Origin of the sequence: Lentimonas sp. CC4 (assembly GCF_902728235.1) — a bacterium.
Lineage (GTDB): Bacteria > Verrucomicrobiota > Verrucomicrobiia > Opitutales > Coraliomargaritaceae > Lentimonas.
Genome location: NZ_CACVBO010000001.1, coordinates 1,903,493 through 1,919,901, shown reverse-complemented (window position 1 = coordinate 1,919,901; position 16,409 = coordinate 1,903,493). Strand labels below are relative to the sequence as shown.

Here is a 16,409-nt window from a genome sequence, read left to right as displayed (position 1 = left end):
CTCCGATGCCAGAAACCGAACAACCTGCACTGCCCTATGCCACATGGCAGCCCACCGCACAGGCTCACTTAAAGAAAGCGCAGCAATGGACGCTCCCCTACCGCTCGCGCCGTGCGTCAGGCACAATGCACCCGAGCTATGATTTCATTTTTATCTATTTTCGCTTCGCACCCGCACTCCTAGAAGGCTGGCACCCAGGGCTCGGCGTTACATTTGAAGCGCCCGAAGACATCGAAGGATACAGCGAGAAATACTACACCCGCATGGGCAACACACTCTCCCTTGACCCCTCGAAACTCGACGCGAAAGCGCGCAAGCGCCTGCAGTGGCAACTCGACCTCTGCCGATCGATTCAACGCAAGCCCGCGCAGTTCAGCTGCTACGGCATGCACGAATGGGCAATGGTCTATCAAGGCGGCCCCGAAGGTCGCCCGCGTCACGAAGGGAAGCTGCCCATGCGCCTCTCTCAAGCAGAGATCGACACCATCGTTGAGCGCCAACCGACCTGCTGTAGCCATTTCGATGCGTTCCGCTTCTTCACTGAGACAGCGAAGCCCTTCAACAAGCTCAACCCCACGCAGGACGAGCGCATGCAGAACGAACAACCGGGTTGCCTACACACCAATATGGATCTGTATAAGTGGACCGCCAAAGCGATGCCTTGGGTCGGATCAAATCTACTGTGGGACACCTTTCAATACGCGATCCGTTGCCGCGAGATCGATATGCGCGCCAGCCCCTACGATTGCAGCGCACTCGGATTCGAAGCCATCTATATCGAAACCGAGTCAGGCCGCGAAGAATACCAACGCGAACAACGCGCGCTCACTGAAGCAGGTAAGCCACTACGAGCACGCCTGATCGCCACATTGGAAGCGCTCCTCGAATTAGCTCCAGAGTAATCCGCCATCAGTGCACATACGAACCCACTTCGAGTAAAAACTCAGAGCTATGTGAACTTGGTCGCGAGCGAGTATCGTGTTGAACTCAGACACAGCCATGCTCCGTCTGCCCCCAAAACTCCTCAAGCACCCGCTCGGGTGGGTCAGCTCCTCTTATTTTGCCGAAGGCATCCCCTTCGCCCTCGTGATCTGGGTAGCGGGCACGATGTTTAAAGATATGGGGCACAGCGACGGGCAGATCACCCTCGCCACTGCCAGCGTCGGCATCGCGTGGTCGCTCAAGCCACTGTGGGCAGCGTTTCTCGATATGTTCCGCAGCAAACGATTCTTCGTGCTGCTGATGGAAGTGCTCATGGCTGCGCTCTGTGCTGGAGTTGCGCTGGCACTGCCCTTTGACAACTACTTTCAAATCACCATCGCGGTGCTGTGGATGATGGCCTTCGCCTCCGCCACGCAAGACATCTGCGTCGATGGCATCTATATCACCACACTGGAGAAATCAGATCAGGCCAAATACATCGGCCTACAAGGCGTCGGTTGGAATGTCGGCCGCATTTTCTCGACTGCCGTAGTCGTATGGATCGCCGGAAGCCTAAAGGAAGGCGATGCACACACCGCAGCCTCGGCATGGTCCATCGCATGGTTCTTTGGCGGTGCGACATTCATCGCACTCGCCGCCTGGCACAGACTAGCACTTCCTACTGGTTCGCCAGCGACGAAAGTCGAGAGCCCCAGCGCAGTCTTACGAGGGTTTCTCGATACCTTGGCAGCCTTCTTTAAAAAAGAACACATCTGGGGCATGCTCCTCTTCGTCTTCCTCTTCCGCAGTGCTGAAGGTTTATTATTACTGGAAGCGCCGCTCTTCATGCAGTCCTCTCTGGAAGAAGGCGGACTGGGTCTCAGCCTCATGCAAAAGAGCATGATCGATGGCACTGTCAGCACGATCGTCAGCCTCGCAGGAGGCATGATCGGCGGCGCATTCATTTCCCGCTTCGGGCTTAAGCGTAGCCTCTTCTTTATGGCGCTCTGCCTGAATGTGCCCAACCTCTGCTATGTGTATCTGAGCTGGATGGTAACACCTGAAGCACCACTTTCGCTCACGACGATTGCCACACTCGTGACGATCGAAAAGTTCGGCTATAGCTTCGGCTTCGTCGCGAACATGCTCTACATGATGCAGCAAATTTCCCCTGGTCGCTATCACATGACACACTACGCCTATTGCACTGCACTGATGAATCTCGTGCTAGTGCCAACACAAATGATCAGCGGTCACCTCGCCGATATGATGGGCTACCGCTATTTCTTTATTCTCGTCTGCGTTGCGACAATCCCCTCACTCTTCGTTGCCCTCAAAGCCCCCTTCCCACGCACTAAATCTGCTTAAAAAAAGGAGCGAGCCATCACAGCTCGCTCCTTTGTATAAAAGCTCGTAGAGCTGCTCTACGGTGTAATATCCACTAAGCGGTAGAAGCGCGCACCCTCATCGGCTGGATGCGTCTCAGTATTCAGTCCGTCATCGGTAACCGTAATAACGGCATCGAATTGACTGACCGGTATCGCCTCGGCCCACACATTCCACGTGATGAAATCTGAGGTATAATGTAATTCATACAAACGCCCAGCCTCAGTGATAAAGGTCAGTTCGATCTCACCCGTCTCGGGATCGTGTGAAGTTGTCATGACCCCGGTTTGCGAGGCGGAAGCAGTTGCCCAGCGAATAGTAACCGCAGGACGAATCGTCGCACTGACACCGACTTCATAGTTGAAATGCACTACAACCGATTCCCCGGCAAGCAGCGGCACATTAAACTTCACCGAATATCTCGGGGCACTAGATGTCTTAATAGTCTGAATGCTTGTGGTCGTTACCGAATCATCTGAATAGTTATTCGGCGTTCCCTTCTCGTTTGTGCTACGCTGAGCGCTCTTCAACTGGATACCTTGAGGTGAACTCAGGTTCGCCAAGTCGACGATAAACGCATCGGCAGGCAATGGTCCATTATTCGTCACGCGGAAAGAATGACGATAGCGGTGTAAATCAAGGAATCCTCCGCTACTCACGAATGCCGCCGACCCACTAGCAGCCGCATTGACATTATGTGGCCCTTGAATAATAACATTGAAGGTTGTCTCAACATAAAGGAGACCTCGGTCTGTTCCCCTCACTGTGATATCGGCCACACCGAATTGATCCGTAGCGAAATCGACGACCAACAGCTGCTGGGTAGCATCCACCGTGATGGAAGTAAACAACGACTGATTGTTGCTGGTGACAGTCCAAATGATTTCACCAGTTGGAATATCGTCATCCACATCCGCAAAATACGGAGCGAGTTGACGTGCACGTGTCGGCGAATTCACCGGAAGCACCCAATCGGAATAGTCACTCACTGTGGGAGCATCATTGATCGGTTCAATATTCACGACCGTCGTGTGATCGACGCGACCATTCGTGTAACCATCGTCAATCACGAGGTCGAAGTCTAGATCACCGAGGCTGTTATCTGCACGGTATTCCATGTAATCGATGAAGTTCTCGTATGGCGTAAAGACAATCGCATTCAGTGCGGCTGTGACATCAGCCGGAGTGCCAGTCATCTGGTAGACACCCACACTCGTGCGAGTCATGCCCGGAGTGAACAAAGTTCCGTATGCTTCATTATACTCGACAGTGATATTTTGGAGCTGCTCACCATCCCACTTCGCAGGATTCCCGGCCCACTCATCGAGGTCAGTAATCGAAAGATTCGGGAACGGCTGGACCGACAACTTATCGGTTGTAGCACCATCGGCAACACCGCTCAGTTGCGGCGTATCGTTGATACCTGTAATCTCGACTCGGAAATCGGAGAAGCCGCGGTCGCTATCTGCTGCGATCACTTCTACGGTAACGGTCTCGGTCAGAGTCGCACCGGTATCATCAATCACGGTATAAGTGAAAGTTTCCACACCGACGAAGTCGGCCAATGGCGCGTAGAGCAATTGATTGTTTGGTCCATCACCATCGATCACGACGGCACCACCTTGATCTGGAACGCTCACCGCATCGATTGTGTAATCGGCGGGGAAACGAGCGAGGATGTCATCATTCACCAAGACTGGGAAGTCATTGGCAGTGCTATTTTCAAGCACAACATACACATCTGCCTCAGTCAGTTGATTGCCGACTGCGACCGTAACCGTAGCTGTCGATGTCTCACCGAAGCTATCACTGATCGTATAGTCGAAGCTATCAACACCATAGAACCCCTCAGCAGGCGTGTAAGTGATCGCAGTGCCCGCATCGTTCACCGCGACTCCACCTTGGCTCGGCGTGGTGACGGCATCAATCGACCATTGCCATGCAGCATCTGGAAGCGGGATGTCGTTCAGCAGCACATCGAGCGAAACAGCAGGCGCATTCTTTTCGACATGGAAATTGTCGTCCAGTGCGTTTGGCTGCGTCGGCAATGCATCTACGACCACGATTGTGATGGTCGCCTCACGACGCTGATCCGTGCCGTCGGTGATCTCATAATTGAAGATCTCAGTGCCTAGGCTGGTCGGCGGAGTATATAGGACAGTGGTATCAGTGAAGCTGACACGATCCACATTTCCTGGCGCTTCTAAATCCAAACCGAGATTCTCAATGCTCAAATTCGCACTGTTACTACCAGTCGCACCATCATTACTCAAGACCGGCAAGCTGTGTTCAACAGAACCGAGCAAGACGATGTAATGATCATTGAGTGCATAGAAATCAGATCCAGTCGGAACAACTTCAACCGTGACAGTCTTTACGGTGTAACCACCGCTCGCGTCACGTATCGTGTAATCGAACGTCTCTGTGCCAACGTAGCTTGCTGCTGGGCTGTAGCTGACCTTACCAGCAATGACTGAAGCAGAACCACCCGCACTCGGAGTTGTAACTGAGTCCACCTCAAAGCTGACGGGGAAGCTTGGCAGGCTGGCATCATTCGCCGCGACATCGAGTAAGTTGTTACTCGAGTCTTGCACAACAAAGAACGCATCATCTGAACCATCCAGGTAGTCGACACGATCCAGCACATCGATCGTAATCGAAGCCTGCGCCTCTGTGCTGCCACCACCGGAAACGGTGTAAGTGAATATTTCCGTGCCAGCGAAGCTTGGGCTTGCTGGTGAATAGCGAAGTGACTTACCACCATTAATAATGGATAGCGCACCACCCGCCGAACCAGGAGTCACCACACTCGTGACAGTCAACGCAGAGCCAACAAGCGGCAAGGTGTTATCGTTCGCCAACACATCGATCTCGACGGCCGACTCTCCTGAGCCGATCTGGAAGCGATCATCACTCGCAGAGAGCACGGTGTTGAGCGCATGTTGCAAGACGGTGAGTGTGACTAGCGTTACATCCTGACCACCCACACCATCTTCGATTGTGTATTCAAACGTCTCAGTGCCATAGAAACCAGCCTTTGGAGTATAGAGAATGCTCTGAGCATCCGAGCTAATCGTCACGACCCCCTCTTGGTCGGTCACATCCACTGCAGTGATATTAAACCAAGGGCGCCATGTGCCGCGTGTGGCAGCAGGATCATCCACATAAGCAGTCGGGATACTGAAGTGGTCACGGTCAATCACAGTGATCGGGAAGACTCCATTGTAAGTCGCGCTCCCAACGTAAGATTGAATCTTAACGAGCAAGCCATCACGCAACTCATGATTCGCGCTTTCAATAATCACACGATCAGTGTCCCCAGAGTCAGCAGTATAACCACCCACTGCAACTGGAACGCTACCTGCCACATCATCATTCGAGAGCACAGGCAGCACCACATCTGTGCTATCAGTAATCACCTTATAAGTATCCGGCGCAGACGACGTGCGGAAGTTATCAATCACGATGTATGGGAAGATTTCCACGGCTAGCTCGTCTTCGATCAGGCTATCGATCAAACGAGAATTCGCATCGTAAGAATAGCTACCGTCAGTCTCAATGTCGAGCGCAGCACCAAGTAGTGTCGTCACTTCACGCTGAGGAATGATCCAATGATCATCATCTGGAACTGAACCATCGATATCGATTTCGATATCGTTGGAAATCAGGCCAGTTCCACGGACGCGACTCTGAGTATCGTTTTCGAGGATCTCGAGGAGGTCATCGCTTGCGATTGGTCGATCATTAAAGCCTTCGACCTCGAGTGAGATCGTTGCTTGCGAGGTGCCACCATTCTCATCGCTAATCGTATAGGTAATGAAATCATCGATAAACTCATTACGCGCAAGCGACTCAAAGACAGACACACCTGTTGGATCGTATGTAATCGCGGTGCCATCGAATGTCAGATTCGCACCAAGGTTACTGGTCTTCGGGAAGTCGTCCACGATGATTGGAGCATCATCCGGATTGGAAGTATCTTGGTCTGGGTCCGTATCGTTCAACAAGATATCGACAGAAAGCAATGGGATCGAATTATCTTCGCCCGTCTCATAGCCGCCATCGTTATTTGCTGTCGGCACATCATTCACACCTGTCACAGTGATCGAGACTAGAACCTGATCTTCTGCATCATGTTGATCGACTACAGTGTAGTAGAACGTATCCACAATCGTCTCACCGGCACTCAATGCATCCAGTATCGCAGAAGAACGTGGATCATAAACGATGCTACTCTCTGCACGGACTGCACGGATATCTAACTTAACCGTTGCACCCAGCGCACTGATTGCCGTGATTTGGTCAACTCGTGTCGCAGTCTCGTGGATATTGATAATCTCAAGTGTAGGAACACTATCAACGAGACCACCATCTAACGGATCCGTGTCATTATCGACATCCACATCGAAATCGTTATCGAGCAAATGCGGAGTCCGTAGAACAGGAAGCAATGTCACAGGTTCGCCCATCGCATCAAACTCCTGCCATTTTGGCGCTAAATCACCGAAATTGAACAATGGTTGTGCATACAAGGTTTCATCGACGAGCAAGCGGATCGCTTGATTTTCGAACGTTCCATATGCATCGTTCGCCACATCTGAACTGACATCCGGAGATGTATTTGGTGCATCATTCACAGCAAACACACGAATCGTCGTAAGGTCTACGATTGGCGTCACTAGATCACCATCATCAATTGACAACGTGAACACCGAGTCAAAGTAACCTGGGTTCAAGAGTGGAATCAAATTCTCGAATGGTCTGAACTCGATCAAACGAAGCGCTGCAACCACCTGAGAAGGTGTGCCCATAATTTGATAAACCCCGCCTGGTGTCACCAAGAGAATATCACTCGAGTAGAGTTCTCCATGACTTGCATCAAATGAGATCGTAACCGTCTGCTGCTGGTTACCATCTTCATCTACATCACTAAGTGTGACTGTATCGAACGGGAAGGTAGATTCCTTATCAGTAATCTCATCGTCTTCTGTGCCGCCTAGCACAGGTGCATCGTTCACACCAGTGATTGTGATCGTCAGTGTCGCCTCATCACGATCACTAACGCTATCAACTAGGTTGATGACAACATTTGCCGTCTCTTCATTTCCGGTAGCGTCATCAACCGTGTAGGTCAATATCACTTGTCCTGTGCTCGAACCGTCCGGAGTGTAAGTCAAGGTGTCATCATCAGGACCAATTGAGACTAGACCAGTTCCTGAACTGACCGATGCTGCGTTAATTGATTCGATGAACGCATCCGCGACAGCGCTATTCTTAAAGATTCCGTCATTGGCGAGGACATCCAGTGAGACTGGCACGGCCTCATTGCTCAGAGTAAAGATATCATCAACTAGCCGCAGATCACCCACACGCACGGTGACCATTCCATCTCCGGTGCCACCAAGTGAGTCTGAAACAGTATAGGTAAAGCTCTCGGTTCCGGAAAAATCAATTGGTGCCGTGTATATAATGCCGTCAGCCGTCACGACCGCCTGCCCACCTTCAGCACTCACGACACTGGTGCCCTGACTATCAATTGAGGTGATGACCCAGCCTCCTGCAGAAGCCGGCTTAACGTTGTCGTTCGAGAGGATCGGAAGGAGGATCGACGACGCGTTTCTAGAAACGCGGAAGTAGTCGTTATTGGTCTCCGAACTCAAGGTGTTCGAACGATTGCTGACATTCAAGGTCACTGTGGCCCGCGCACGGCGAGAGGAACCATCGCTGATCTCGTAACCAAAAGTAACCGCTGAGCTTGGAAGTGTTGACGGAGGATTGTAAACAATGGAAGCGCCATCTGGACTTAGAGCCACGGTGCCGTTTGCCGCAGGCATGGTGTCGATACTGACGATCTCCAAGGCACCATTATTATTCGGCAGCAGCAGATCATTAGAGAGCACTCGAAGCTCATTATCGACGCTACCGAAGAAAATCTGATAGCCATCATTGTTCGCAAATAGCTTTCCTTCGGAAACGCTAACAGTGCTTCGCGCCACATTGATAGAGACACCGTTAGATATCGTGTAATCGAAGGTCTCGACTCCAGTGAAGCCGACACTCGGCGTGTAAAGAATCACATTATTCGACGAATCAATGGTTGCGCTGCCGCCACGGTCTGGACTCGTCACAGAAATAATCGTCGGCACTTTGGCTGGAGTCCCGACAGCGACTTCGTCAACGGCGTAATCGTTATCAACGACATCAAGCGATACCTCCGTGCTTCCAGCAAGCACCTCAAAGAGATCGCCACTCGCACGAATCGGCGCAGATGTCGCGCTGATGGTTACGAGCTCGGTGAAAGACTCGAGCCCAGCTTGAACTTTATATTCGAATGAAAGCTCACCACTCCATGAAGCTGTGCTCGTGACTTCGAGCTTATGCTCCGAGGTGACCTCAACGTCCAGTGTCTCGGGGGCGGTCCCGAAGGTCATGGTGGAAACAAAAGAACCAGCGGGCGAATCGGCCGCACGCACTCCATTGAGTGTCAGACCCGTCGCGTCTCCAGGAATGAGCACATCATTAGCAAGGACATCGAATACGACCGTCTTATTAGCTGGAAGACTATAGAAATCGGGATTGGATACCAGATAGCCAACATTGATCGTCACTTCTGAGATGCCAGTCGCACCATTTGCATCAATGACGTTATATGTCAGTGTGTCTCGACCAATGAACCCGGCTTTTGGAGTGTATTGTATCGCACCACCGCCTGGGAGAATCTCAGCGGTGCCTTTAGTCGAATCATCATCCAGAATTTGGATCGTCAGCGCATCGGCACTATCAGGCAGGATTACATCATTTGACAGAACATCCAGCGATACAGGGCCAGAATCAGTCGGGATATGGAAAACATCCCCGATGAGCGACAACGTATTATCCACGATATTGAGCGTGACACCAACCTCTTCGGAAACAGATCCGCCTCCACTGACCGTGTAGCTAAAGGTCTCTGCTGTCTTTGTAGATACCGAATTCGGAACGTAGAAGATCACGTTACCATCAAATGAAAGCGCGCCGTCGACACCAGTATTATCAATACTCGTAATCTGTAGCCCCTCGTCCGCAGCGTTCGAGGGAAGGACTACATCGTTGGCAAGCACGTCTAGTTCGACCGCACTAATCGCACCCTTGGAAACGGAGAAGACATCCGACTTGGCAAAAATGCGACCATTGATAGCCTCAGTCGTCACACGGACTAAGGCATTTGCACGGTCAATATTTCCGTAGCTATCCTGTATCGTGTAGACGATTACCTCGGTGCCGACAAATCCAGCCGAAGGGCTATACTCCAACGCAAGCCCATCCTCAGTAATGTCGACGATACCACTCTCACTGGGCTGTTCGACTCCAATGATCAAGAAATCTGATTGCAGTGCATTGAAGTTCAAGTCGTTCGCTAAGACATCCAGCGTGTGCGTGCCGCTATCGGTATTGACTAAGAACAGATCATTGGTCGCAAAGAGCAAGCTACCATCAGTCGTTGAATAGTCGTAAGTGTATTCGAGCGTTTCCCCGTCTGAAAGGGAGTCGAAATCAACCACTGAATCAATGAACAAAGTCCCCTGATGGTAAAACCACAGACCGATGAGCGAGTTGTATGAAACATCGTGTGCCTGATTGATTGTAAACTGATTATCGTTTTCAACCGTCACAATAAAGTTGCCGTAAAAGCCTGGAACAGCGCGAATGAAGACGGAATCACCTGAGGAAAGACCATGCCCCGGCGAAGTCACTTGAGTGAGTCCCCCTTGTCCTGCGACTGCGGCAAAACCAGTGATCTCTCCTGTCCGCGTCGCATAATCAATTGCTGCTGTGCTGCTGTCTGAAAGCGTCTGAGACGCAGACGGAACCGCAAAGAGCAAGCCAGACTGAGTCTGATCGTCGTCAGCGGCATTACGCACAAGCCCTTGGTTCGTCACATCAATGCTGATCGTGCCATCCCCGAGCATGCCGCCATTGACCTTGGAAAGGTCATTTTCCGTAAAGCTGTAGCTCTCGTCACTCGCTACAGGCATATCGTTATCTCCGAAGACGACGACGGCAACTGTGGTGTTAGCCGAGACAGTGCCGTCAGTTACGGTTACCTCAAAGCTGTCAACAATCGCACCGCTGCGTGGCAAGTTTTGTAAGACAGAGGAATCACTTGGATCGTATGTGATATTTGCCCCCTGAAGTGTCAGGCTCGCCCCGAGTCGGCTAGTCGCAGACGGTAAAGTCGGCACAATACTTGGCTCGTCCGAAGTATCAGGATCTTTGTCGTTCTCCAGAAGAACGAGTCCACTAATGGTGATGCTCTGTTCTTGTGTCGTGCTGGGAGTATCAATCATGACAAGGCCCACACCTTCGCTATTCTCAATACGGGTATTGACTGTGTTTGGAACCGATCCCACCACAGCATAAACGACGCGGGCATCTGCGAGAAAGTCCTTCACCTGATCGACAGGGCGCCATTCACCCGCAGGCAGCAGAGCGTCAACAAACGGGATATTAAGGTTCACTGTATTCTGATCAATAACAGTCACAGTATGCATAGCGTTATATGAAGCGTCCCCAAGATAGCCCTGAATGATGATCGCATCTCCACTCTCAAGTCCGTGCGCAGCCAAGGTTGCCACCGCTTCGCCAGCTGAATCGCGGTAGTCTGTTACTACAGAAAAAGACTTCAGGCTCTCGAGCTCACCGGGATCGTCCTTTAAGATTGGATCATCATTCTCGCCATTTACAGTGATTCGGACCTCAGACACGGAAACGCCCCCATGGCTATCTTCAATGGCATAGAAGAAACGATCAGTGACTGACTCCGTAAGCGCCAGAGCATTCAAGATCGGCGATGCGTCAGGATCATAACCAACGAATGTTTCAGCACGAATTTGACGTAAGAAGAACTTAACTTCCGCACCGTAAGCGCTCATCGTAGAGTCGGTAATAACAGACCGGTCGAAGGCCCCGTCTAAGGTCCATTGGCCAAGGCTTCCACTCGCATCAACATAGTCGACGTTTAGATCAACCGTGTTGGCATCGACGACAGTCACCGCATGCGATCCATCGTATGAATTCGTGCTAGCACCCGTGATCGTGATAAAGTCACCCGTGCTGAGACCATGACTCGGCAAGGTAGCACGAAGCAACCCAGAGACCGATTCACTGTAAGCTGAAACAGATGCCGCTCTCTGAACGAGGTGCCAGTGATCATCGGGCACCGCGTTGGAATCGTATGTGACATCTAGCTCGACCGTATTCGCATTGATGACGCTTACCACAGTCTGCAGACCAGAGTATTGTGAGCCCAGGTCATAGATCTTAATAACATCGCCCGCATTTAGACCGTGACCGGTAATATTTGCATCCACGTTTCCAGAAGTCCCGTTGGCAGAGTAGGAATCAATGGGGATCGGAGTCACAACGCCAGCAACATTCAACGTCGACGAATTGTCATCGGTGTCTGCATCGGTGTCATTGATCAGTAGACTTTCGGCTCCGTCAGCATACATCTCCAGATACTGGCTCTCGCCAGTGGTGTAAGTATCTAAAACTGCGACTGGAGAATCATTACGACCAATCACGGAGATACTCACAGTCGCGGGATTCAGTGAAAGATTAACCGGAGAGTAATCATCCTGCGGCTTATAGGTAAATACCAGATCACGTTTAGACCCAACTGACATCGAGTCAAACGAAGAGCCAACCGTGAGTTCGATGCCAGTGCCTACTGAAGTCATAGTGAGACCGGTTCCATTGTTTGTAATGTTAGCATCTGTTACCGTAAGCAGATCACCATCCGGATCAAAATCATTGGCTAGAACATCAAGCAAGATCACTTGGCCCTCGAACAAGCTATACTCGTCTGGGTTGCCGATTGGCGCTCCATTGCTGCCATCAATGGGGCTACCATCAGAGTCTTTGTATTCGGATGAAACGCTACCACCGGTCTTGTTCATATCTACACCATCACGGTATCCGGCGGTCTTCACGAGCGCATGCGGGACGTAGGCATGACCAAAGAATTGAGGGGCTAGCGTGATAGACTCACCTGCAGCGAGAATCAGTGGTGTAGCCACAGCACTAGGGTCCCAGAAATCCGCAACATAGCTTTCGCTGATTACGGTATTTCCAGTTTCGTCGTGAAGCTCAACTGTGCCAAATTTCAATAGGTCGAGACCGCTCTCTTCGGTGGTCGGCACACTGGCAATCGTCGTGCCTCGTTTGACGATATGACCAAGCCCTGGATTGATGCTCACACTGCTGAACTCAAAGAGTAAAGTGCCGTCTACGACCAGGCTGTATCCATCCAAATTAACAGCACCCGCATCACGGGGCACATAGAGCTCAATGAAATCCTTTAGTTTGCCTAATGTAGTGCCTGGATCAGGTAAAATTTCATTGATCATGATGCGACCGAGAGTTCCATCCTGCTGGAGCGCACCCACGTTGGCACTTGCAAGTCGGAGCACACGGCGAATATCAAGCGCTTCATTGGACTCATGCGCATCCAGATTAGCAGCCGCGCCACCGCCGATCAAGGGGTATGCATAGAGGCCGCCAGTGTATTGAGTCAGCAAACCCAACCCAGGATCTGTGCTAGTGATATCGCTGTCTTTTGATAGAAGCTTGATCTGCTGGGAACTACCACTACGCACGAGTAGTGTCGTCGTATCGTCGTCCGAAATATTTCCACCTTCGGATACAATTTCCGCGCCGCCATCGATCAACAGATTGTGCCCCGCGCCGTCCGCAAAAATGCTATTACCAACCAATGCCAAAGTATTACCGGTAACTGCGCACAATGACGTCGCAGCTGCTGCTGCGTCAGTATTCTCCGAGAATGTGCAATGCTGAATCTCAACGCGAAACAGATTTAGAGGAACTGTATTTTCGACATAAAGGGCTGCGCCCCCGAATCCTTGAGCACCTGCCTGAACATTCTGAGCGAAGGTCGTGTTCGTGATGACGCAGTCTTCGTTCGTGTAGAGTGAGATCGCGCCTCCACCCTGTCCATTCGAGGTCGTCGAGTTACCGACAAACGAACAGCGGTCGATCAGGAGTGAACAGTTAAAGTTATCAATCGCACCACCGAAGCGAGCCGCGACGCTGTCGCGAATCACACAGTCTCTGATCTCAACATTAACAGCAGGAAACGATGGCTGCTGTCGAGCGATGCTAATCGCACCTCCAAACTCACTTGCATAACCACCAGAGAGCGTCAGCCCTTGCAGCTTAAGGTCTGCAAATACTCTGAAAATCTGAATATCACCGGCACCGACGATACCGTTGCGATCCTTGTCTCCCGAGATGATAAATAGATCCGCGCCTGGTCCACGAATGGAGACATTCTCATTGATAGTGAGAGAGCGATTCAAAAAAATCGTCGCCGGGTAGGTCTCTAAAGCGATCGTGATCGTATCTCCGGACGCCGCATTCTCAACTGCGTAGCGAAGCGATCCTAATATAGGTGCCCCCGCCACATCAAAACTGTTTACGACAAGGAAGTTCTTCGGTGGTCCGATCAAAACAATCGGGATCACCTCAGTGTCGCGGTTGCTGGACTCATCGAGCACTTCGATCGTAAAGTCAGTGCGCCCTGGTTCGTTCGGAGCGAAGAGACCACTGGACGAGCTCGGCTCAAAAACCATCGCCAGAAGCGCCGCATTCGCATTCGCAAGAGTTCCGGTAAACGAATAGACGCCACCGCCGTTGTCTGTAAAACCTCCGAGGGTAGTCAGCACTCCTTTATCCTCATCATCCAATGTGATCGTCACCTCAATGTTACCAGGCTCATCGATAATACTCACACTAGCGAATGGCTTCGGGTCAACTGGGTCGATTTTCAGTGGCTCGGATGAGCCGAACGCCGGATCTGTAGAGGTGATCGAAGGAGCACCTGCAACCGCAGTAATCAAAATATCTATCGTGAAAGTGGTCGTCGTGTTACCACTGGGGTCGGTGCCAAAAAATTCGAACTGAACGGTCTGAGACTGCCCCAAGGGAATCACATCCGGAGTCGGCGTAAACACGAGGAACCCTTTGTCAGCAGCATTAATGCTGTAAGTCGTGATACTACCAACCGACGAAACCGTAGTGATGGTTCCCGATGCGCCCGCCTCGAGACCGAAGGAACCCAGTGTGTTACCGAGGAGTCGGAGCGTTAAGGTCACCGTATCGTCCTCAGGATCCTGAACCGAAACCGGTGCCAATGGTTTAACCGTGCTGTCGTCGTTCACTCGTTCCGCCACCGTAGGCACACTTGTGATTGTCGGCGGAAAGTTGATCGCTGTAACAGTGATCGTTTTCGTGATCGTATCTACGCCGGTCACTGCAACGGTTACACTAACACTTTGGGTTGAGGTCACATTCTTACCAGAAAACTCGACATTGCTGAGCGCCGAATTGATCTGCGTCAAAGTGCCACTCAGCACCACCGAATTCGTGCCGTTAAGCGAAGCATAGGTATCGTCTGCCAGACTAAGTGTCAGCTCAGTCTGTGTCGCGGCAGCACGACCTGCAACTTGAAGTCCGCTAAATGGGCGGATTGAATCCCCCTCGACCACTGTGCCAGGGATCACTGTGATATCGACAGGGGGCTCGAAATTGAGACGAAACGATTCACTCTGTGTAACGGGTGATGGAATGTTACCATCGGTAATGGAGGTCGTCACCGAAATATCTGCCGATGTTCGATCCGTAACGAGTGGATCACGCTTAAACTTAACGCCCTTAAACCATGTTCGAACTGCGGCAATCGTCCCTGATTTAGAAAAGACTCGGTTCCCACTGCTAACACTTCCAGTCGCCGGATTACTCGTATCATCTGGAGTGAATACATCGATCAGGTTGTCCGCAGAAGTCGGAACAGAAACTGTGATCGTGATATTATCACCATCGACGTCATTTGGGGTCAGGCCCGAAAAGAGCGTCAAGTCCGTGGTCGGCGACACCGTAACAACAGGGCTATTTCCGATATCAATCGACACATTCGTCAAGGCCTTGTTCGTCGGTATAGTGCCACCAAAGACAGGGGCGTCATTCACTGGAGTAATATTGACACTTACCATTTGCGGGGAAGACGTTTTGACGGGCGAGCCATTATCAGAAAGACTAACCGTCAATAAAATCGGGTCACTCGGAGAGCCGGTATTGAAATCCTGCGATGGTGTAAAAGTAAGGATACCGCTGGAGCTGATTGCGGGCTGGACGGAAAAAGAAGACTGATCCGCGACCGGCACCGAGACAGCAAAGGAAAGCGCCTGTCCACTTTCATCAGCGGGGCCCGCCGAAATCGCGGTGGCCCACGGTGAAGGACTCGTATATGCGGTATCTTCGTTAACGGTGACAGTCGAACCCTTTGTAAACGAAGGGGTGTCATTCACCGGTGTGATGTTGATTCTCAGCGTCGCGGTCGGCAATGATGCGCTCGCCGTGACACCATCATTAAGGGTCACCGTCATAGTGATCGCAGAACTAGTGTTAACATCAGCTGCCGGAGTGAACGTGAGCGTGCCGGTCGGGCTGATCGCCGGAACGGAGGAGAACGCACTCGAATTACTGATATTAGTAATCGTGAAGCTTACGTTCTGACCGACATCCGGATTGGCAGTATTCGCCCCAGAAGAAATATTAGTCGCCCATGTGGCACTGTATGCCCCTGAGTCTTCGAGAACAGTAACAGCGCTACCGGCTGTGAATGTCGGCGCGTCATTGACATCAGATAGGTTAACGGAAAGCGTTCGAGTGACCGAATCTCCGTCACCGTTCGTCGCTTGAAGACTGACCGCCTCGACGACCCCAGTTACATTTGCAGGCGGCGTCCATATCCACGACTCGCCTGAAGTCAGCGTCTGCCCTTCACTATTGAGATCTAGGCTACCATTAAGGACGCTGATGCGGTCATACCCCGTGGGGTCGCCGGCTGGCAGATTCGAGATAGTGGCTGCACCATCGACCAAGGTGAAGGAAAACGTAACATCAGAATCTTCTGTCCCGCTTAGGTTGTTGAACCCCGTAAGCACCGGTGCCGCCGCACTAGCAATTTGTGTGAGAGCAAGAGAGAGCAGGAGCCAACGGAAAGAATTGAACGTTAGTTTCATAGGTAAATTAGATTCGCGTTA

The 16,409-nt window shown here is 51.4% G+C and carries 3 protein-coding genes; 2 read left to right on the top strand and 1 reads right to left on the bottom strand.

Annotated features, from left to right (window positions below):
* The first annotated feature begins 5 nt into the window (after nt 1-5).
* Both GZZ87_RS08395 and GZZ87_RS08390 read left to right on the top strand, forming a co-directional pair.
* On the top strand, nt 6-902 hold the full coding sequence (locus GZZ87_RS08395; RefSeq protein WP_162027548.1) for a 3-methyladenine DNA glycosylase: 897 nt from the start codon (nt 6-8) through the stop codon (nt 900-902).
* Between the two features lie 97 nt (nt 903-999).
* Complete coding sequence (locus GZZ87_RS08390) at nt 1,000-2,289, top strand: MFS transporter (protein WP_162027549.1); 1,290 nt, start codon at nt 1,000-1,002, stop codon at nt 2,287-2,289.
* A 56-nt stretch (nt 2,290-2,345) separates the two neighbouring features.
* Here the strand turns inward: GZZ87_RS08390 and GZZ87_RS08385 are convergent, their stop codons facing one another.
* Nucleotides 2,346-16,388: an Ig-like domain-containing protein gene (locus GZZ87_RS08385; RefSeq protein WP_162027550.1), complete on the bottom strand. Its 14,043-nt coding sequence runs from the start codon at nt 16,386-16,388 to the stop codon at nt 2,346-2,348.
* Between the last annotated feature and the right edge of the window lie 21 nt (nt 16,389-16,409).

Excerpts from the sequence above, each read along its gene's own strand:
- GZZ87_RS08395 (WP_162027548.1), top strand. The coding sequence starts at position 6 with ATGCCAGAAACCGAACAACCTGCACTGCCCTATGCCACATGGCAGCCC.
- GZZ87_RS08390 (WP_162027549.1), top strand. The coding sequence starts at position 1,000 with ATGCTCCGTCTGCCCCCAAAACTCCTCAAGCACCCGCTCGGGTGGGTC.
- GZZ87_RS08385 (WP_162027550.1), bottom strand. The coding sequence starts at position 16,388 with ATGAAACTAACGTTCAATTCTTTCCGTTGGCTCCTGCTCTCTCTTGCT.